Origin of the sequence: Bacillus sp. FSL R5-0560, from assembly GCF_037966305.1 — a bacterium.
In the GTDB taxonomy this organism is placed as follows: Bacteria; Bacillota; Bacilli; order Bacillales; family Bacillaceae; genus Bacillus; species Bacillus mojavensis.
Genome location: NZ_CP150195.1, coordinates 3,244,929 through 3,262,631, shown reverse-complemented (window position 1 = coordinate 3,262,631; position 17,703 = coordinate 3,244,929). Strand labels below are relative to the sequence as shown.

The following is a 17,703-nucleotide window of genomic DNA, read 5'->3' as shown; positions in this document are numbered from 1 at the left end:
TATTAAAAGACTTGTTCTACTTCAATTACACCCGGCACTTCTTCAAGAAGAGCGCGTTCAATTCCGGCTTTTAGCGTAATTGTTGAACTTGGGCAGCTGCCGCACGCGCCTAGAAGACGAAGCTTAACAATACCTTCATCAACGTCTACAAGCTCACAGTCACCGCCGTCACGAAGTAAAAACGGACGAAGTTTGTCCAGTACTTCCTGCACCTGTTCTTTCATTTCAACTTCAGTCATGACATTCGCTCCTTTCATCGTCATAAAACCATTATATTCAGTGTAACAATAAAAATCTATTGTTTGGTTTGCAGAATTGCTCCCATTATTATAGCACATTCAGACTTGAACACAAAAACGGTTTTTTTCTATAAAAACGTCTTTTGTCTCTGTATACTTAATAGAAAGAATGTAACACAGAGAAATGGGGGCACTTATCAATGACAAAAACAGTCATGCTCAGCGTATACGGGGCAGAAACCGTTTGTGCAAGCTGTGTCAATATGCCGACAGCTAAAGATACATATGAATGGCTTGAGGCTGCGCTGAAAAGAAAATATCCGAATCAGCCTTTTGAAATGCAATACATCGACATTTACGAGCCGCCAGATGTCGAAAACGTAAAACAGCTTGCGGAAAAAATCAGAAATGACGAATATTTTTATCCGCTCGTCCTCGTAGAGAATAAAATTGTCGGAGAAGGCAATCCAAAGTTGAAGGATGTATATGAGGAAATGGAGAGATACGGTTACACAGAAAACCGCTGACTTCATCAGCGGTTCTGCTATTATCCGTTATGGTGTTTGTACATCCACAGCAAGCCGGATTTCAGCAAACGCGGAACACGGCCGATCAGCGGCCGGTCAGCAACAAGTCCGAAGCCGGCTTTTTTCCCGAGTGAACCTAAAACGCCTTTCAGCTTAAATTGAGGCATTGATTCAGGAAGGGCTTCACCATTCCAGCGTTTTTGCAATATTTGGACAATCTGTTCTGCTTGAGCTTCTGCCAGCTGGGCACTCGGTGCGTGAGGAAGGCTGGCACAATCTCCGACAACGTACAGATGTTCATCACCCGGGACATTGTGATGAGGCGTTAACACGACACGGCCTTGTGCGTCCTTTTCCACATCCAAGTCTCTGACGACTTTATTCGGCTGTATGCCGGCTGTCCATACGATGGCGTCTGCGGAAATTGCGTCATCGTGGTTATATACAACGCCTTCTTCTACTCTTGTGATATTTGCCCTGTTAATAATGCGGACACCGTGCTCTTCGAACCATTTTTGCACATATTTGCTCAAACGTTCGGGAAAGCTTGATAAAATGAGATCTCCGCGGTCAAACAAAATAATGTTCAGATCGTCACGGCTTTCTCTTAACTCACTTGCAAGTTCAACGCCGCTTAGGCCTGCTCCAACAATGGCAACAGTCGCTTCGGCGCTTAAGTTGTTCAGCTTTTGATAGGTTTCGCGGGACTGATCGATGGTTTGAATGCTGTAGGTGAATTCAGGCGCTCCCGGCACGTTATGATATTTATCCTCGCAGCCGAGCCCGATCACTGCGTCATCGTAAGAAATCGGTTCGCGGTCATGGAACAGCACTTGTTTTTGTGCAATATCAATTGATGAAATATCGCCGTACTCGACATCCAGGCGAGGGTGCTCTGGGAACGTCACTCTGATATGGTGGTCAGAAATTGTGCCTGCGGCAAGGGCATAATATTCTGTTTTTAAGCAGTGATAAGGATTTCTGTCAATTAACGTGATTGAAACATCATGAGGCAGCTGGTTGGGCAATAAGCGATGAAGAACACGCATGTTTCCGTAACCTCCGCCGATCAAGACCAATTTTTTCATTTGAATTCCCCTTTAACCCGAAGAGTATGATAGATACATTGATGGAAAATACGAACTTTGTAAAATAACATCTAGAATTATATCGAATTTGATCTAAAATCACAATATTAGTTTCAAAATAACCTACAAATTAGCCTTAAAACGCAAATTAGTAAAACGTTATTGAAGGAATGATATGTTACGATAATAAATTTTGAAGTGTTCGTTGTCTTTGACGAATAGTGAAAAATTCGCGATAATGTTCATATGTGAGGTGAAATCGCATGAATCCAATGATTGAATTTTGTGTCAGCAATCTGGCTCACGGCTCTCAGGAAGCCCGAGCGATTTTAGAGAAAGATCCGAATCTGGATGTTCTTGAATACGGCTGTTTAAGCTATTGCGGGAAATGTATGGAATCACTATTCGCTTTAGTAAACGGAGAAGTCGTTACGGGTGAAACACCTGCTGAGCTTGTTGAGAATATATATACATTTATTGAAGAAAACCCAATGTTTTGAAGAAAAGGGCCTGTGACAGGCCCTTTTTTATTTTGCTGTACAAAAGGACTGAAAAAATGTGTAGACATCAAAAAATATTATTGTTATCGTATAAAAGATTTGTTTTAAATAAATTTTAAGAGGTGTAGGTGTATTCATGAATGTTCTGTGGGGACTGCTTGGCGCAGTTGGAATAATCGCCATCGCGTTTTTATTTTCAGAAAAGAAAAGCAATATTAGAATAAGAACCGTCATCGTTGGTTTATGTATACAGGTGGCGTTTGGATACATCGTGTTGAAATGGGAAGCGGGACGCGCTGTTTTTTTATGGTTTTCAAGCCGTGTACAGCTTTTGATTGATTATGCGAATGAAGGCATCAGTTTCATATTTGGGCCGCTTTTAAAAGTCGGCGACAGCCCGGCGTTTGCTTTAAGTGTACTGCCTGTCATCATCTTTTTCTCAGCACTGATCGCAGTTTTATATCATTTAAAAATCATGCAGCTCATTTTCCGTGTGATTGGCGGCGGGTTGTCGAAGCTTCTTGGGACAAGCAAGACGGAATCTCTTGCGGCTGCTGCTAATATTTTTGTAGGGCAATCGGAATCTCCTTTGGTGATCAGGCCCCTCATTGCAGGACTGACGCGCTCTGAACTGTTTACAATTATGACGAGCGGTCTATCGGCTGTTGCGGGTTCGACTTTGTTTGGTTATGCCCTTCTCGGTATTCCGATTGAATACTTGCTTGCGGCGAGCTTCATGGCTGCTCCCGCGGGTCTGGTTTTCGGGAAATTAATCATTCCTGAAACGGAAACGCCGCAAACAGTAAAAGGCGATTTCAAAATGGATGAAGGCGAAGGAGCGGCCAATGTAATTGACGCGGCTGCAAAGGGTGCGTCAACAGGTCTGCAAATTGCGCTGAACGTTGGTGCGATGTTGCTTGCATTTGTCGCATTAATCGCCGTGGTCAACGGTATTCTCGGCGGTGTTTTCGGCTTGTTCGGTTTAAAAGATGTCACATTAGAATCTCTTCTCGGCTATGTGTTTTCTCCAATCGCCTTTTTGATTGGTGTGCCATGGCATGAAGCGTTGCATGCTGGAAGCTTTATCGGCCAGAAACTAGTGCTGAATGAGTTTGTCGCTTATTCTAACTTCGGTCCGCACATCGGCGAGTTTTCTAAAAAAACCGCTACGATTATCAGCTTTGCGTTATGCGGATTCGCAAATTTCTCCTCGATTGCGATTATGCTCGGTACGCTTGGCGGTTTAGCGCCAAGCCGCCGCTCAGATATCGCACGCCTTGGGTTGAAGGCGGTTCTAGCGGGAACATTAGCCAATCTGCTGAGCGCGGCTATTGCCGGCATGTTCATATAAAAGATAAAAGCTCCTTGCGTCAATTGCAAGGAGCTTTTATGTATGAAAAACGGGGGATAATTGTATTGTGTCCGTTTATAATAGCTTTTATACTAAGAAAAAGAGAAAAAGTTGGAGGCATCTATGAACTCATTTCGATTTACCAAAATGCACGGCCTTGGAAACAGCTATATATACGTGAATCAATTTGAAGAACAACTGCCGGAAGAACAACTGTCTAAAATAGCGATTCAGGTGTCTTCCGTTTATACAGGGATCGGCTCCGACGGAATGATCCTCATATGCCCTTCAGATCAAGCGCCTGTCAAAATGCGGATTTTTAATAATGACGGATCTGAAGGGAAAAACTGCGGCAACGGCCTGCGCTGCGTTGCAAAATACGCGTATGAGCATAAGCTGGTTGAGGAAACATCATTTCTGATTGAAACCCTCTCCGGACTTGTGAATGCGGAGGTTCAAGTTGAAAACGGAAAGGTGAATGTTGTCACTGTCGATATGGGTGAACCTCGTCTGACAAAAGCCGATCTTCCGATGCTTGGCGGCGGTGAGGAGCAAACCATTAATGAAGCAATGACATTTGGCGAAGCTGAACTAAAAGGCACCGCGGTTTCAATGGGCAATCCGCATATCGTTTTTCCGATTGCCGATATTGAACAGGCACCGCTGACGACACTGGGGCCGGTGATTGAGAAAGATCCTAGATTTCCGGAAGGTGTGAATGTCGAGTTTGTGGAAACCGTGAATGAACATGAACTGCACTTCCGCGTGTGGGAACGGGGATCAGGCATCACACAGGCATGCGGTACAGGCGCATGTGCAGCAGCTGTCGCATCTGTTTTAAACGGTGTATCAAAACAAAATGAAGACATTACGGTTCATTTGGCGGGCGGAGATCTGGTCATTAACTGGAAAGAGAATGGCCATGTGATGATGACAGGTCCGGCGGAGACTGTTTGTGAGGGCGTCTATTTTTTATAAAACAGCTAGTTTGAGAAATGAGCCCATCAAGTTTATAATATAAGACAACATCCGGTTTTTAAAAGGAGGTTCACCATAATGAGCAACCCTGTAACAATTACAGAAGCAGCAGCTTTGCATATAAAAGATATGATGAAAGAGCATGAAGAAGAAAACGCTTTTCTGCGCGTCGGCGTTAAAGGCGGCGGCTGCAGCGGCCTTTCATACGGAATGGGCTTTGAGTATGAAAAAAGCGAAGCAGACAGTATGTTTGAGGAGCACGGCATTACTGTTCTCGTTGACAAAGAAAGCCTTGATATCATGAACGGCACTATTATAGACTTTAAGCAATCCATGCTTGGCGGCGGCTTTACCATCGATAATCCAAACGCCATCGCCTCATGCGGCTGCGGTTCTTCTTTCAGAACAGCGACGAATGCAGGTAAACCAGAAGAGTGCTAATGATAGAAAAAAGCCAAGTCAAGCGGCGAACCGCTGACTTGGCTTTTTTTAATACTTATCTCCATTAAAAATCGAATTCTTCACAATGACATAATCCACATTGCGGATAGCCTCCAGCTTAGTTCCGCCAGCATAAGAAATAGAAGATTGAAGATCCTGTTCCATTTCAGTCAGCGTATCCATGATTGCGCCTTTATGCTCCACGTGCATTTTTTTGCCTTCGACATTTTTCTTTTCGCCTTTTTGATATTCAGAGGCTGAGCCAAAGTATTCTTTGTAGAGCTTTCCGTCTTTTTCAATGGTTTGTCCCGGTGATTCCTCGTGTCCGGCAAATAGTGAGCCGATCATGACCATGGTGGCGCCGAATCGGATTGATTTTGCGATGTCGCCATGGGTGCGGATTCCGCCATCAGCAATAATCGGTTTGCTGGCGGCTTTTGCGCACCAGCGCAGCGCGGCTAATTGCCATCCGCCTGTGCCGAAGCCGGTTTTAATTTTCGTTATACATACTTTTCCCGGTCCAATACCGACTTTTGTGGCATCCGCTCCGGCATTTTCGAGCTCTCTAACCGCTTCCGGTGTTCCGACATTACCCGCGATGACAAAGCTGTCCGGAAGATGCTTTTTGAGGTGCTGAATCATCTCAATGACGGCATTGGAATGTCCGTGAGCGATGTCGATGGTCACGTAGTCAGGTGCCAGATTTTGTTCTGCCAGGTGACGGACAAATTCATATTCCTCATCTTTGACCCCGACGCTGATAGAAGAGAATAGTCCGCGTGCGCTCATGTCCTTTATAAAGTCAATCCGTTTCTCTGGTTCAAAGCGGTGCATCACATAAAAGTAGCCGTTTTCGGCTAATGAAACCGCAAGTTTCCCATCTATGATCGTCTGCATATTGGCAGGAACGACGGGCAATTTAAATGTACGTCCGCCTAACCGTACGGATGTGTCACACTCAGAACGGCTGTTCACAATGCATTTTGCAGGAATTAGCTGAATATCTTCGTAATCAAACACGTTTTCCATAGAATCCACTCCTAAATACGAATATTTATTATAAAAATATATCAAATGTTCGCCTTGTATAATGTACTCTGTTTTATTTAGGATGTCAAACGTTTTATTCGCTTACAGGTGAGTGCAAGTGCCGAAGCTTGTCATGCACTGTGAGTTTGGGTATGATAGTTTTAATTGAATGGACTTAGAATGCGGATAAAAACGAAATTATATACGTTCAGCAAAGCTTGGTCCTTCAGCACCAGGCTTTCTTTATGACATGGGCATGTGAAAGGAGCGAATGGAGATGACTCAAAGCGAAGAAAAACCACCGAAGTCCCAAAAGATCCAAGACCGCATTATCATGACTACGATCTGGATTGTAGCAGCTCTTGTGATTGCGCTGGTTATTGGAACTGCGATGAATTATATCAATATCTTCAAATAAAAAAGGAGCTGTGTCACCTTGACACAAACTCCTTTTTTTATTACTTATTTTCAAAAAGACTTGTAGAGTGCAGCGGCTGTACGCGAGCTTTCGGATCCATATAAGCTTTCGCGTTGTTAACAGCTGTCGGTGCTTCGCCGAAGCCGCTTGCGATCAGATTGACTTTTCCTTCGTATGTGCAAATGTCACCTGCGGCGAAGAAGCCTTCGATGTTTGTTTCCATTGTAGATTTGACAACAATGGAGTTTTTCTCAATTTCAAGTCCCCAGTTTTTGATCGGTCCAAGAGATGAGACGAAGCCGTAGTTGACGATTAAGTCGTCGATTTCTAAAATCTCTTTGCGCTCGCCTTTCACTTCTTCAAGCACAAGCTGCTCGATTTTATCTTCTCCAATGAGCTCCGCCGGAACAAATGGTGTCAGGACATTCACCTTAGATGCGTGAAGGTTTTCCACACTGTGCTCATGCGCGCGGAATTTATCGCGGCGGTGAACGATGGAAACTTCTTTTGCAATTGGCTCAAGCATAAGTGCCCAGTCAACCGCTGAATCTCCTCCGCCCAGAATCACAACGCGTCGGCCGGCGAATTTTTGTAAATCATCAACGAAGTAGTGAAGGTTTTTGCCTTCGTATTGTTCAGCTGTTTCAAGCTCGAGCTTTCTTGGTTTGAATGCGCCATTTCCTGCAGTGATGATGACCGTTTTAGAGTAATGGGTTTCTTCGTTTGTCACAAGCTTAAACACGCCGTCTGCTTGTTTTTCAACAGATTCAACCGCCTGCTCTAAACAAATGGTTTGGTCGAATTTCGCCATTTGCTCTTTTAAGTTGTTCACTAGCTCTTGGGCGCGGATTTTCGGGAATCCTGCTACGTCATATATATATTTCTCAGGGTACAGGGCGCTAAGCTGTCCGCCAAGCTGAGGCAGGCTTTCGATAATTTTGACGCTTGCCTGTCTCATGCCTCCGTAAAAAGCGGTGAATAAGCCGACCGGTCCCCCGCCTATAATGGTAATATCATAAACCTTTGTATCCTCTCGCATACGAAAATTGCCTCCTAAATGAAAATTGTTATTAATTATACCATATTGCTCTTAAAATTGACGAGTCAGCAGAAAAATTCGCGGTACATTGTATGCGCATTCATTCTTGATCATATGCCCGCAGGCCGATACGATAAGAAAAAAATGAATTCATCTTTTTTCTGAATGTTTCATGAACCAGCCGGATAAACATGATAGTAGTGCTATGGGTGTGGACTTCACAAAAAAACTTTTCAATATATTTCATAAAATCCTGCCAATAAGCTGAAGATAACACAAATGATGATTTTTATATGCGTCTAACAGCAAAAAAAAGAGAAGGTGGATGTGATGGCATTGAATAAGCCCAAAATCGTGATTTTAGGTGCAGGTTATGGCGGATTGATGACAGTGACAAGGCTGACGAAGCATGTCGGTCCGAATGATGCTGATATTACGCTTGTGAATAAACACAATTATCATTATGAAACAACATGGATGCACGAAGCGAGCGCCGGCACGCTCCATCATGACCGCTGCCGTTATCAGATAAAAGATGTAATTAACCAGTCACGTGTCAATTTTGTACAGGATACCGTGAAGGCAATCAAAATAGACGAGAAGAAAGTGGTGCTTGCCAATGGGGAGCTGCAGTACGATTATTTAGTTATCGGCCTCGGAGCGGTACCTGAAACGTTCGGCATTAAAGGCTTAAAAGAATTTGCGTTTCCGATCGCCAATATCAATACATCTCGTGTGCTACGGGAACATATTGAGCTGCAATTTGCGACTTACAACATTGAAGCTGAAAAACGGCCGGACAGGTTAACAATCGTTGTCGGAGGAGCCGGATTTACGGGTATTGAATTCCTTGGCGAACTGGCTGCCCGTGTGCCGGAGCTCTGCAAGGAGTATGACGTTGACAGAAGTCTTGTACGCATTATCTGTGTAGAAGCAGCGCCGACCGTATTGCCGGGCTTTGATCCCGAGCTTGTCGATTATGCTGTTCACTATCTTGAGGAGAATGGCGTTGAGTTTAAAATCGGCACGGCGGTTCAAGAGTGTACTGCAGAAGGAGTCACAGTCGGCAAAAAAGATGAGGAACCAGAGCAAATCAAATCGCAAACAGTGGTGTGGGCAGCGGGTGTCCGCGGACATCCGATTGTTGAAGAAGCCGGCTTTGAAAATATGCGCGGCCGGGTGAAAGTCAATCCTGATCTTCGCGCGCCCGGACATGACAACGTGTTTATTCTCGGCGACAGCTCGCTGTTTATCAATGAAGACACTGACCGTCCTTATCCGCCGACCGCCCAAATCGCGATGCAGCAGGGAACTACGGTCGCTAAAAACATTGCAAAACTCATTAAGGGCGGCGAGCTTGAAGAATTCAAACCTGACATAAAAGGAACGGTGGCTTCTCTCGGCGAGCATAATGCGGTCGGAGTCGTGTACGGAAGAAAACTGAAAGGCACGCCGGCTTCTTTTATGAAAAAAGTCATCGATAACCGTTCGCTGTTTTTAATCGGCGGACTCGGACTCACACTGAAAAAAGGCAAATTTAAGTTTTTCTAAAAACCCGCGCTCTGCGGGTTTTGTTTTATTAAAAAACGCCAAAATAAAAAGAGAACAAGAGCAAAATAAAAATGTTTCCGCTTACATCAAATGATTTGTCACATGATCTGACTTTATCATTGACAGCTTGATATGGTATTATTATCTGAAAATTAAGAAAAAGGTGATGCTAAGATGAAAACCGCAACGACAACTGCTTCACAGGCATGCCCGTTTTGCTCAGGGAAAGGGTATTTTCAATTAATCCTCGGCGGTTCAGAAACTTGTCCGTCATGTCAGGGGACAGGTAAAGACAGTCATTCATTTTCCAGCCGTTGACTTTTTAAAAGCCCCCGCGGTACACTAAAAGTAACGCAGGGGGTGGGGTTTTGATTAGTCTGCCAGTCGTTATCATCTCAATTGTTTTATTTTTTGTTTTGTTTTTTGGAATCGGTTTCTTATTAAACATGCTGCTGAGAATGTCCTGGATTATGGCTGTGATTTATCCGATTGTATGCCTTTTCATTATCAGTAAGGAAAAGCTGATCAGCTATATTCAATCACCAGGCGAATCTTTTGCCGGCCTGTTTCAGAGAGTCGTATCGTTAGCTGCTGCAGATGTATTGATTTTAGCCAGCGGTCTGGCCGGCGCCATTGTATCAGGCATAGCGATCAACATGCTCAGAAAAAGAGGATATCAGATGTTTTAATGCCGCTTTCTTTCTAAAGAAAGCTTTTTTTGTGCCTTCAGCACATTCACCATTTTGAATATTGTTCCCGCTATGTGGGAACAATGATTCGGAGGAGAGGTGAATAATGTTGAAAATGATCAGACGTTTGCTGATGACCTGTTTATTTCTGCTCGCGTTTGCCACGACATATTTAGCCGTATCAGGAGTAGAGGCGAAGGACTTATCAAAATGGGTGCAAGAAAATAATGAGAAGCACTCGAAGAATACTGGACTGACATTAAAAGCATTGCAGCAGAAACACGAAAAAACGATGTCCGCTGCAGACAAAGCAAAAGACAAACCATTGGAAGAAGCCTTTGACTGGGACGAGTATCCGGCACGGAAAGTAACGGCTACAGGCTACACAGCGGGAGTCGAATCGACGGGTAAAAAGCCTGGAGATCCATTATACGGGCTTACATATTCAGGTGTTAAAGTGAAAAGAGATTTATACTCTACGGTTGCCGCCGATCCATCCGTTTTTCCGATCGGCACCATTTTATTCATCCCGAACTACGGTTTGGGCGTCGTTGCGGACACAGGATCGGCCATCAAGGGAAACCGCATTGATTTGTACTTTGAAACCGTTCATGATGTCTACAATGAATGGGGCAAAAAAACCCTAGATGTGTATGTAATTAAGAAGGGCACCGGAAAAGTCACTGAGGATGAACTGGTAAAGCTTAATGAAACAAAATCATTGCAGGTGTTCAGAAATCAATACAAAACCGTGAAAGAATAAAACGCTCCAGCTGCGGCTGAAGCGTTGTTTTTTTACAGAAAAAAGTATGCCAGTGCCAGTGTTAATAAAATTCCTGTCAATCCGCCAAAAAAGACCTCGATTGGCTGATGGCCGAGAAGCTCTTTCAGCTTTTTTTGTTTTTCTTTCTCTTCAGCTTTCGGGAAATCTTTTGCTTCATTCACAAAACGGTTAAAATCAATCACAAGCTTATTAATGACTGTTGCCTGCTCGCCGGCATGACGTCTGACGCCGGTTGCGTCAAACATGGTAATGACGGCAAAAATGGCTGAAACCGCAAAGAGAGAGGAACCTAATCCATGCTCTAAGGCTACGCCTGTAGAAAGCGCCGTCACAGCCGCGGAATGGGAACTCGGCATGCCGCCTGTACTTGTCACCAGCGACCAGTCCAGTTTTCTGGATACGATAAATTGTATCGGCACTTTAATGACTTGTGCAAAGATGATGGCAGCAAGGCTTGATAATAAAGGAAAATTCATAAAAAGTTCCATAGGCGACATCCTTTCTATATGAAAATCTTTCGTGTTACAAAAGAAAAAAGCAGGTCTTCGTCTGTTGTTTGATAAAATAAATGTAAGGAAAGAATGTATTTCCTATTATACCATTGTTCATTACAAATACCCATTACGTTAGGAGTGTAAGCCTTATGTTTTATGCGGTTCAACAATTAGAGCATACTGAAACCCTAGTGGTCGGACTTTTTCAAAAAAGTCAGCTGACAGGCAAAGCAAAGGAAATTGATGAAAAACTGGAAGGCCATCTGACTCAGCTTCTGAAAGACGGTGATGTCTCTGCCAAACGGAATCAAGTATCAAAAGTATTCCCTCCGTCCTCCGCTGGTATGAAACGTATTTATTTTGTTGGTTTGGGAAGGGAGGCGAATTATTCATTTGAAGAGGCGAAGGAAAGCTTTGCCCATGTTTTTCAAGCCATTCATAAAGACAGGAAACAAGAGGCTGCCGTACTGCTTGACACATTTATTTGTGAAGAAGTGCCCGCAGCGGATGCCGCTCACGCATTAGCTGAGAGCTGCCTGCTTGCTTCTTATGAGGTGCAGGATTATAAGCACAAATCAAATGAGCCGGATAAACAGCTTGAATCCATCTATGTCGTCACAGATGAAGATACACAAGAAGTGCAGGCCGGGCTTCTTGTCGGCCAGGCATACGGGCAGGGCACAAATTCGGCAAGAACGCTTGTGAATATGCCGGGAAATATGCTGACAGCAACTGACCTGGCTTCATATGCGTCCGAGCTTGCGGCGAAATATGATTTTGAGTGTGAAATATTGGAGAAATCGGATATGGAAGAGCTCGGTATGGGCGGAATCCTTGCGGTAAACCAAGGCTCTGCCGAACCGCCCAAAATGATTGTCTTGAAGTATCAGGGCAAAAAGGAATGGGAAAATGTTATCGGACTTGTCGGAAAAGGAATTACCTTTGACACAGGCGGTTACTCTATTAAAACCAAAACAGGAATTGTCGGCATGAAATCCGATATGGGAGGAGCGGCAGCGGTCCTTGGTGCTATGGAAACGATCGGCGAACTTCGTCCAGAGCAAAATGTGCTGGCTGTCATTCCGTCAACCGACAACATGATTTCAGGCGGGGCGATGAAGCCTGACGATGTCATCGTGTCATTAAGCGGAAAAACGATTGAAATCCTTAATACGGATGCAGAAGGAAGGCTTGTGCTTGCAGACGGCCTTACATATGCGAAACAGCATGGCGCGTCTGTTCTTGTTGATGTGGCAACACTCACTGGCGGCGTTGTTGTGGCATTGGGCACAGAAACAACCGGCGCCATGACAAATAACGAGAGCTTTTATCAGCAGGTGGCTGAAGCTGCGGAAGAGTGTGGTGAGGCCATCTGGCAGCTGCCGATTACAGAAAAGGATAAAAAACGTGTGAAAAACAGCCAAATGGCGGATTTAAACAATTCACCGGGACGAGAAGGCCATGCGATTATGGCAGGAACGTTTCTTGGTGAGTTTGCTGAAACGACACCTTGGGTCCATCTTGATATTGCAGGCACAGCAACTTCAAGTAAAACAAGCTGCTTCGGTCCGTCCGGTGCAACCGGCGTCATGGCAAGGACACTGGCTACGCTGGCAGAAAGATTTACAGCGGAAGAACACACAAAAGCATAACAAATACAGCCCTGCTGCGATTTCGCGGCAGGGTTTTTCTCCTCCAAAATCTTTAGTTGACTAAAGTGTTATGATATGATACGATACGTTCGTACTTTATTTATCTACTACATTAGCAAACTAAAGGATTTTTGGAGGGGTATCATGAATGCAGTCGTCATCGCAGTACTGCTTATGCTTGTCTTAAGCCTTCTGCGTGTCAATATAGTTATTGCTTTAATCATAGGTGCCTTGGCCGGCGGCTTAACAGGAGGACTCGGCCTTGGTGAAACGGTTAAAGCCTTTACAGAGGGGCTCGGCGGAAATGCCACCGTTGCAGTCAGCTACGCTATGCTAGGTGCGTTTGCTGCGGCTTTAACGAAAACAGGTCTTCCGGATGCTATGGTGGAAGCTTCTGTGAAATTAATTGGAAATAAAGAAGATACACGAAAAAAGGCACTGTCTAAAGTGCTCATTGTACTGATTATTTTAATCGTAGCTTGTTTTTCGCAAAACGTGGTACCGGTTCACATCGCATTTATTCCTGTGCTGATACCGCCGCTTTTGAAAATCTTTAATGAGCTTGAAATGGACCGCAGGCTGATTGCATGTGTGATTACGTTCGGCTTAACGGCTCCTTATATTTTGCTGCCTGTCGGCTTCGGCCAGATTTTCCAAGGCATGCTGAAGGACAACATGGCTGATGCGGGTTTAAACGTTCCGCTTGGCGATATTCCGTACGCGCTGATCATACCGGTTGCAGGCATGGTTGTCGGTTTGATTTTATCAGTAATCGTTTATCGCAAACCAAAAGTGTATGAAACAAAAGAAATCTCAGGTGTGAAACCATCTCCATATACGAAAAAAAGTCTGGGAATCGCGGTTCTCGCCATTGTAGTGTCACTCGGCGTCCAGCTTTATTTATCGCAGACCTTGGGAGTAGAAGGGATGATTATGGGGGCGCTGGCCGGCCTGATTATCCTGTTTGTCAGCGGTGTAATGAAACGTGACGAGGCGGATTCATTGATTACTGACGGTATGGTATTAATGGCCTTTATCGGATTTGTTATGCTTGTTGCAGCCGGATTCTCAAATGTCTTGACAAAAACTGGAGATGTCGAGTCATTGGTCAAAACATCAGCTGGTATTATTGGGCACAGCCAGTCAATGGGCGCATTGCTGATGCTGATTGTCGGATTGCTGATTACTATGGGAATCGGCTCATCTTTTGCAACGATTCCGGTGATCACAACGATCTTTGTGCCTCTATGTATGCAGCTCGGATTCAGCCCGATGGCAACGATTGCGATTATCGGAGCGGCTGCCGCGCTTGGTGATGCCGGTTCACCTGCCAGCGACAGTACACTTGGGCCGACTTCAGGTCTGAGTGCGGACGGACAGCATCACCACATTTGGGACACTTGTGTGCCGACATTTATCTTTTATAACATTCCGCTTGTTATTTTTGGCTGGATTGCGGCGCTTGTCTTATAGAAAAAAGGCTCTCCTTAACGGGAGAGCCTTTTTCGTTTATCATTTTAAAAAACCGCTCATTGGAACGGTTTTTAAGTGGACGATATTTGATGTCTGTTAAAGCCGGTTGCTTTATGTATAGAGCGGTAGATCGTAGGTGCGATAAACGTCAGCAGCACAGCCAGTACCGTGTCTTTTACCATAAACCAAGTCATAAAGCCCCAAACCGTGCTGTAGCTCACCGGTGTATGAATCCACAGCTTCAGCGCAAGATACATATAGGTGGTGCCGATGATATACATAATGGCCGTTCCGGTAAGAGAAGCAATCAGAAAACGGATCTTACTTGGCTGGATTTTGCGTTCTACTAACCATCCAGCTGCAAATGCTGCCGGAATGTATGAGATAATGAAGCCGCCGCTTTTACCTGCAAATGGTGCGAAGCCCGCGGAAAACTGAGCGAACACTGGTGCCCCGGCCAATCCGATAAGCGCATATACAAGCATTGCGATAGCAGCGCGTTTGCTGCCGAGAAGCAGAGCCGCCAAGAGGCAGAAAAACGGCTGCATCGACAGCGGAATGCCGGCAACTTGCAAAAAGGGCGCGACTGATGTAATGTTGGCGCCGACAGCCATAAGTGCGGCGAACATGCCGATCAGCGCCATATCACCCGCACGAAGTTTATGTTGTTTCATCGTTGTTCCCCCTTAGGTTTACATACACAATCATAGAGTAATAAAGATTCGAATGATTGTCAACATGAATATCATTTAGGTTAACAAAAGGAGGGTTTACGTGTATTTCGGAAGAATAAAACAGGCCGATCAGTCAGGAAGAGTGCCGCCCAATCAAAATGTGACGACTTCGTTTCCTGTGCTTCATACGGGAAACGTTCCGTATTATGAGGATATGACGAAGTGGAATCTGCAAGTATACGGATTGGTTGATCACCCGATGCTTTTAAGCTTTGAAGATATAAAAGCCTTTCCTCAGTGCGAATCGGAAAATGACATCCATTGCGTAACCGGCTGGTCGCGGCTTGATAACGTTTGGCAGGGGGTAAGTACACGGGATATTGCGGAGAAAGCCGGTGTAAAAGAAGAGGCGGGCTATGTCATTTTACACGCGGAAGAGGGCTGGACGACAAATCTGCCGCTCGATGACTTTTTGGCTGAAACATCACTGCTCGCTTATGCGCATAACGGCGAACCTTTAACGCCTGAACACGGCTTCCCGCTGCGGGGAGTGTTTCCTCATTTGTATTTTTGGAAAAGCGCTAAGTGGCTGCGCGGCATCCAATTTACGAAAGAAAATCATCCCGGTTTTTGGGAGCAGAACGGCTATCATATGAGAGGCGACCCTTGGCAGAATCAGAGATTTACATGGGATTAAAGTTCTAGTGAATGTGGTATAATCAGCACCTTTTTCAGGTTTTTATTTCCATATTGCTAGTCATCAGGTACCTTATTTAGAGAAGGTGCCTTTTTTATTAAGGAAAAAGTTGACTTTGTTTGCCAGAAAACCTATTATTTGAGTTGTCTAGTTGATAGTGAAAATCATTATCATAAATGCAGCCAGTTTTAAAGAGAGGAATGTCGTACTGCATGATTGAGAAAAAAACAGATGGGGCTAAAGGCGGGACCTACAACGCATTTACCATTCCGGGAACGGAAGTGCGTAAAATGTCTTCACGCAATGGCAGCCGCGGCTATCAAATCTTTATCTCAAAGCCGAGCACGGAGCCGCCGCCTTCTGGTTATCCGGTTATTTATCTGCTCGACGCCAATTCTATCTTCGGTACAATGTCGGAAGCTGTTCGGGTACAGGGGCGCCGTCCTGAGAAAACAGGGGTAATTCCCGCTGTGATTGTCGGTATTGGCTATGACACAATAGAACCGTTTTCTTCTGCGCGCCACCGGGATTTTACAATGCCTACGTCTTCCTCGGAGCTGCCGGTAAGGCCTGACGGCAAAGAATGGCCGGAGCATGGAGGAGCGGGGGACTTTTTAAGATTTATTGAAGAGGACCTCAAACCAGAGATTGAACAAGATTATGAGATTGACAGAAACAGACAAACAATCTTTGGCCACTCTCTTGGCGGGCTCTTCGTTTTGCAGGTGCTCTTAACGAAACCGGATGCATTCCAAACGTATATCGCAGGCAGTCCGTCCATTCATTGGAACAAACCATTTATTGAAAAGGAAGCTGAGCGTTTCGCTTCCTGTTTAAAGAAAAACGAGCAGCCTGTCAATATTCTGCTAGCGGCAGGAGAATTGGAAAAGCATCATAAATGCCGAATGAACGATAACGCGAAGGAGCTTTACGAGCGGCTGTCCGCTTTGGCTGAAAAAGGCGTACGGACAGAATTTTGCGAGTTTTCAGGAGAAGGACATATTTCGGTTCTTCCTGTTTTGGTCAGCAGGGCTTTGCGTTTCGCGCTTCACCCTGACGGCCCGCACATTTCAATGAGCTGAGAATTGCCTCAGCTCCCATATTTGTCACAAAAATTATATTTGACTGTCGGATGACATTTGGATATGATTATTTTTATAATTGATAATGATAATCATTATCAATATATTGCGTTTAATAGTAAGGTGAAGCAGTCTTTTTCGCAACATGCCCTTTTTGGCGTTAAAAGCGAAGAAAGGAAATGATGAAATGAAGGTAAGAGGTATAGAAGGCAAGATCGCATTGATTACAGGGGCCGCCCAAGGAATAGGTGAAGCTGTTGCGCGGGGGCTTGCCGGTCAAGGGGCACACATTGCTGCGGTTGATTACAATCCAGAAAAGCTTGAAAAAGTCGTGAACAGCCTTAAAGCGGAGGGATGCCGTGCCGAAGCCTTTCCTGCGGATGTGAGAGACAGTGCGGCAATTGACGGCGTCACGGCTCGAATCGAACGTGACATGGGCCCGATTGACATATTAGTGAACGTAGCGGGCGTGCTTCGGCCCGGGCTGATTCATTCTCTCAGTGATGAGGAATGGGAGGCCACTTTCTCAGTGAATTCGACTGGTGTTTTTAACGCGTCGCGCTCAGTCAGCAAATATATGATGAACCGCAGATCCGGTTCGATTGTAACAGTAGGATCAAATGCAGCCGGTGTGCCAAGGACATCTATGGCGGCATACGCCTCATCAAAGGCAGCGGCCGTGATGTTTACAAAGTGCCTTGGCCTTGAGCTTGCAGAATACAACATTCGCTGCAATATTGTTTCTCCCGGATCAACGGAAACAGACATGCAGTGGTCTTTATGGGCTGATGAAAATGGAGCAGAGCAAGTCATCAAAGGATCGCTTGATACATTTAAAACGGGAATTCCGCTCAAAAAACTGGCCCAGCCTTCGGATATTGCAGATGCCGTGCTCTTTTTGGTTTCTGAGCAGGCAGGCCATATTACGATGCATAATTTATGTGTAGATGGCGGCGCGACCTTAGGCGTATAAGTTAACTCAAAGGAGGTTTATGAA

General features: G+C 45.0%; 21 protein-coding genes. 15 read left to right on the top strand and 6 right to left on the bottom strand.

Going from position 1 to position 17,703, the window contains the following annotated elements; translation table 11 throughout:
• Nucleotides 1–2: 2 nt before the first annotated feature.
• Nucleotides 3–338 (bottom strand): NifU family protein, encoded by a 336-nt coding sequence (locus NST56_RS17200; protein WP_173400510.1) that lies wholly within the window; start codon nt 336–338, stop codon nt 3–5.
• A gap of 101 nt (nt 339–439) precedes the next feature.
• Here NST56_RS17200 and NST56_RS17195 point away from each other — a divergent pair, with 101 nt between their 5' ends.
• Nucleotides 440–766, top strand: coding sequence for a YuzD family protein (locus tag NST56_RS17195; protein ID WP_010331738.1), 327 nt, complete (start codon nt 440–442; stop codon nt 764–766).
• A 20-nt stretch (nt 767–786) separates the two neighbouring features.
• On the opposite strand, the gene NST56_RS17190 is transcribed toward NST56_RS17195, so the two are convergent.
• Nucleotides 787–1,854, bottom strand: coding sequence for an NAD(P)/FAD-dependent oxidoreductase (locus tag NST56_RS17190; protein WP_010331737.1), 1,068 nt, complete (start codon nt 1,852–1,854; stop codon nt 787–789).
• A gap of 263 nt (nt 1,855–2,117) precedes the next feature.
• Between NST56_RS17190 and NST56_RS17185 the strand changes: the two genes are divergently transcribed.
• From NST56_RS17185 to NST56_RS17170, 4 genes are all read left to right on the top strand, one after another.
• Nucleotides 2,118–2,354, top strand: coding sequence for a YuzB family protein (locus NST56_RS17185; protein ID WP_010331736.1), 237 nt, complete (start codon nt 2,118–2,120; stop codon nt 2,352–2,354).
• Between the two features lie 136 nt (nt 2,355–2,490).
• Complete coding sequence (locus NST56_RS17180) at nt 2,491–3,705, top strand: NupC/NupG family nucleoside CNT transporter (RefSeq protein WP_010331735.1); 1,215 nt, start codon at nt 2,491–2,493, stop codon at nt 3,703–3,705.
• A gap of 123 nt (nt 3,706–3,828) precedes the next feature.
• Nucleotides 3,829–4,683 carry a diaminopimelate epimerase gene (gene dapF, locus NST56_RS17175; RefSeq protein ID WP_339177982.1) on the top strand — a complete coding sequence of 285 codons (855 nt, stop codon included), beginning with the start codon at nt 3,829–3,831 and terminating at the stop codon, nt 4,681–4,683.
• Nucleotides 4,684–4,761: 78 nt separating this feature from the next.
• Nucleotides 4,762–5,124 (top strand): iron-sulfur cluster assembly accessory protein, encoded by a 363-nt coding sequence (locus NST56_RS17170; RefSeq protein WP_339177979.1) that lies wholly within the window; start codon nt 4,762–4,764, stop codon nt 5,122–5,124.
• A gap of 48 nt (nt 5,125–5,172) precedes the next feature.
• Here the strand turns inward: NST56_RS17170 and guaC are convergent, their stop codons facing one another.
• The gene (guaC, locus tag NST56_RS17165) at nt 5,173–6,153 is read right to left on the bottom strand and encodes a GMP reductase (RefSeq protein WP_339177977.1); all 981 of its coding nucleotides are present in this window, start codon (nt 6,151–6,153) and stop codon (nt 5,173–5,175) included.
• A 277-nt stretch (nt 6,154–6,430) separates the two neighbouring features.
• On the opposite strand from guaC, the gene NST56_RS17160 reads away from it, so the two are divergent.
• The gene (locus NST56_RS17160) at nt 6,431–6,571 is read left to right on the top strand and encodes a hypothetical protein (RefSeq protein ID WP_010331731.1); all 141 of its coding nucleotides are present in this window, start codon (nt 6,431–6,433) and stop codon (nt 6,569–6,571) included.
• A gap of 40 nt (nt 6,572–6,611) precedes the next feature.
• On the opposite strand, the gene yumC is transcribed toward NST56_RS17160, so the two are convergent.
• The gene (yumC, locus tag NST56_RS17155) at nt 6,612–7,610 is read right to left on the bottom strand and encodes a ferredoxin--NADP reductase 2 (RefSeq protein WP_339177974.1); all 999 of its coding nucleotides are present in this window, start codon (nt 7,608–7,610) and stop codon (nt 6,612–6,614) included.
• A 330-nt stretch (nt 7,611–7,940) separates the two neighbouring features.
• On the opposite strand from yumC, the gene NST56_RS17150 reads away from it, so the two are divergent.
• From NST56_RS17150 to NST56_RS17135, 4 genes are all read left to right on the top strand, one after another.
• Nucleotides 7,941–9,161 (top strand): NAD(P)/FAD-dependent oxidoreductase, encoded by a 1,221-nt coding sequence (locus NST56_RS17150; RefSeq protein WP_029441137.1) that lies wholly within the window; start codon nt 7,941–7,943, stop codon nt 9,159–9,161.
• A gap of 174 nt (nt 9,162–9,335) precedes the next feature.
• Complete coding sequence (locus NST56_RS17145) at nt 9,336–9,479, top strand: YuiA family protein (RefSeq protein WP_024122716.1); 144 nt, start codon at nt 9,336–9,338, stop codon at nt 9,477–9,479.
• Nucleotides 9,480–9,529: 50 nt separating this feature from the next.
• Nucleotides 9,530–9,850 (top strand): YuiB family protein, encoded by a 321-nt coding sequence (locus tag NST56_RS17140; RefSeq protein ID WP_010331727.1) that lies wholly within the window; start codon nt 9,530–9,532, stop codon nt 9,848–9,850.
• Nucleotides 9,851–9,953: 103 nt separating this feature from the next.
• Nucleotides 9,954–10,613 (top strand): 3D domain-containing protein, encoded by a 660-nt coding sequence (locus tag NST56_RS17135; RefSeq protein WP_081720740.1) that lies wholly within the window; start codon nt 9,954–9,956, stop codon nt 10,611–10,613.
• Nucleotides 10,614–10,645: 32 nt separating this feature from the next.
• On the opposite strand, the gene NST56_RS17130 is transcribed toward NST56_RS17135, so the two are convergent.
• Nucleotides 10,646–11,122, bottom strand: a complete 477-nt coding sequence (locus NST56_RS17130) for a divergent PAP2 family protein (protein ID WP_044158979.1) — start codon at nt 11,120–11,122, stop codon at nt 10,646–10,648.
• A 155-nt stretch (nt 11,123–11,277) separates the two neighbouring features.
• On the opposite strand from NST56_RS17130, the gene NST56_RS17125 reads away from it, so the two are divergent.
• The gene (locus NST56_RS17125; protein ID WP_229149115.1) at nt 11,278–12,780 is read left to right on the top strand and encodes a leucyl aminopeptidase; all 1,503 of its coding nucleotides are present in this window, start codon (nt 11,278–11,280) and stop codon (nt 12,778–12,780) included.
• 144 nt (nt 12,781–12,924) lie between these two features.
• Nucleotides 12,925–14,253 (top strand): Na+/H+ antiporter family protein, encoded by a 1,329-nt coding sequence (locus NST56_RS17120; RefSeq protein WP_010331723.1) that lies wholly within the window; start codon nt 12,925–12,927, stop codon nt 14,251–14,253.
• 71 nt (nt 14,254–14,324) lie between these two features.
• Here the strand turns inward: NST56_RS17120 and NST56_RS17115 are convergent, their stop codons facing one another.
• Complete coding sequence (locus NST56_RS17115) at nt 14,325–14,927, bottom strand: biotin transporter BioY (protein WP_339177969.1); 603 nt, start codon at nt 14,925–14,927, stop codon at nt 14,325–14,327.
• A gap of 100 nt (nt 14,928–15,027) precedes the next feature.
• On the opposite strand from NST56_RS17115, the gene NST56_RS17110 reads away from it, so the two are divergent.
• The 3 genes from NST56_RS17110 to NST56_RS17100 all read left to right on the top strand — a co-directional run bounded on the left by NST56_RS17110 (nt 15,028) and on the right by NST56_RS17100 (nt 17,679).
• Complete coding sequence (locus tag NST56_RS17110; RefSeq protein WP_326331670.1) at nt 15,028–15,624, top strand: sulfite oxidase-like oxidoreductase; 597 nt, start codon at nt 15,028–15,030, stop codon at nt 15,622–15,624.
• Between the two features lie 212 nt (nt 15,625–15,836).
• On the top strand, nt 15,837–16,706 hold the full coding sequence (besA, locus tag NST56_RS17105) for a ferri-bacillibactin esterase BesA (protein ID WP_339177968.1): 870 nt from the start codon (nt 15,837–15,839) through the stop codon (nt 16,704–16,706).
• A gap of 187 nt (nt 16,707–16,893) precedes the next feature.
• The gene (locus NST56_RS17100) at nt 16,894–17,679 is read left to right on the top strand and encodes a 2,3-dihydro-2,3-dihydroxybenzoate dehydrogenase (protein WP_339177965.1); all 786 of its coding nucleotides are present in this window, start codon (nt 16,894–16,896) and stop codon (nt 17,677–17,679) included.
• Nucleotides 17,680–17,703: the final 24 nt, after the last annotated feature.

What these genes read in the sequence shown, in the direction of transcription:
- NST56_RS17130 (WP_044158979.1), bottom strand. Translation starts at nt 11,122, where the DNA reads ATGGAACTTTTTATGAATTTTCCTTTATTATCAAGCCTTGCTGCCATC.
- NST56_RS17195 (WP_010331738.1), top strand. Translation starts at nt 440, where the DNA reads ATGACAAAAACAGTCATGCTCAGCGTATACGGGGCAGAAACCGTTTGT.
- NST56_RS17190 (WP_010331737.1), bottom strand. Translation starts at nt 1,854, where the DNA reads ATGAAAAAATTGGTCTTGATCGGCGGAGGTTACGGAAACATGCGTGTT.
- NST56_RS17200 (WP_173400510.1), bottom strand. Translation starts at nt 338, where the DNA reads ATGTGCTATAATAATGGGAGCAATTCTGCAAACCAAACAATAGATTTT.
- NST56_RS17120 (WP_010331723.1), top strand. Translation starts at nt 12,925, where the DNA reads ATGAATGCAGTCGTCATCGCAGTACTGCTTATGCTTGTCTTAAGCCTT.
- NST56_RS17185 (WP_010331736.1), top strand. Translation starts at nt 2,118, where the DNA reads ATGAATCCAATGATTGAATTTTGTGTCAGCAATCTGGCTCACGGCTCT.
- yumC (WP_339177974.1), bottom strand. Translation starts at nt 7,610, where the DNA reads ATGCGAGAGGATACAAAGGTTTATGATATTACCATTATAGGCGGGGGA.
- guaC (WP_339177977.1), bottom strand. Translation starts at nt 6,153, where the DNA reads ATGGAAAACGTGTTTGATTACGAAGATATTCAGCTAATTCCTGCAAAA.
- NST56_RS17125 (WP_229149115.1), top strand. Translation starts at nt 11,278, where the DNA reads ATGTTTTATGCGGTTCAACAATTAGAGCATACTGAAACCCTAGTGGTC.
- besA (WP_339177968.1), top strand. Translation starts at nt 15,837, where the DNA reads ATGATTGAGAAAAAAACAGATGGGGCTAAAGGCGGGACCTACAACGCA.
- NST56_RS17150 (WP_029441137.1), top strand. Translation starts at nt 7,941, where the DNA reads ATGGCATTGAATAAGCCCAAAATCGTGATTTTAGGTGCAGGTTATGGC.
- NST56_RS17160 (WP_010331731.1), top strand. Translation starts at nt 6,431, where the DNA reads ATGACTCAAAGCGAAGAAAAACCACCGAAGTCCCAAAAGATCCAAGAC.
- NST56_RS17170 (WP_339177979.1), top strand. Translation starts at nt 4,762, where the DNA reads ATGAGCAACCCTGTAACAATTACAGAAGCAGCAGCTTTGCATATAAAA.
- NST56_RS17100 (WP_339177965.1), top strand. Translation starts at nt 16,894, where the DNA reads ATGAAGGTAAGAGGTATAGAAGGCAAGATCGCATTGATTACAGGGGCC.
- NST56_RS17115 (WP_339177969.1), bottom strand. Translation starts at nt 14,927, where the DNA reads ATGAAACAACATAAACTTCGTGCGGGTGATATGGCGCTGATCGGCATG.
- NST56_RS17180 (WP_010331735.1), top strand. Translation starts at nt 2,491, where the DNA reads ATGAATGTTCTGTGGGGACTGCTTGGCGCAGTTGGAATAATCGCCATC.
- dapF (WP_339177982.1), top strand. Translation starts at nt 3,829, where the DNA reads ATGAACTCATTTCGATTTACCAAAATGCACGGCCTTGGAAACAGCTAT.
- NST56_RS17145 (WP_024122716.1), top strand. Translation starts at nt 9,336, where the DNA reads ATGAAAACCGCAACGACAACTGCTTCACAGGCATGCCCGTTTTGCTCA.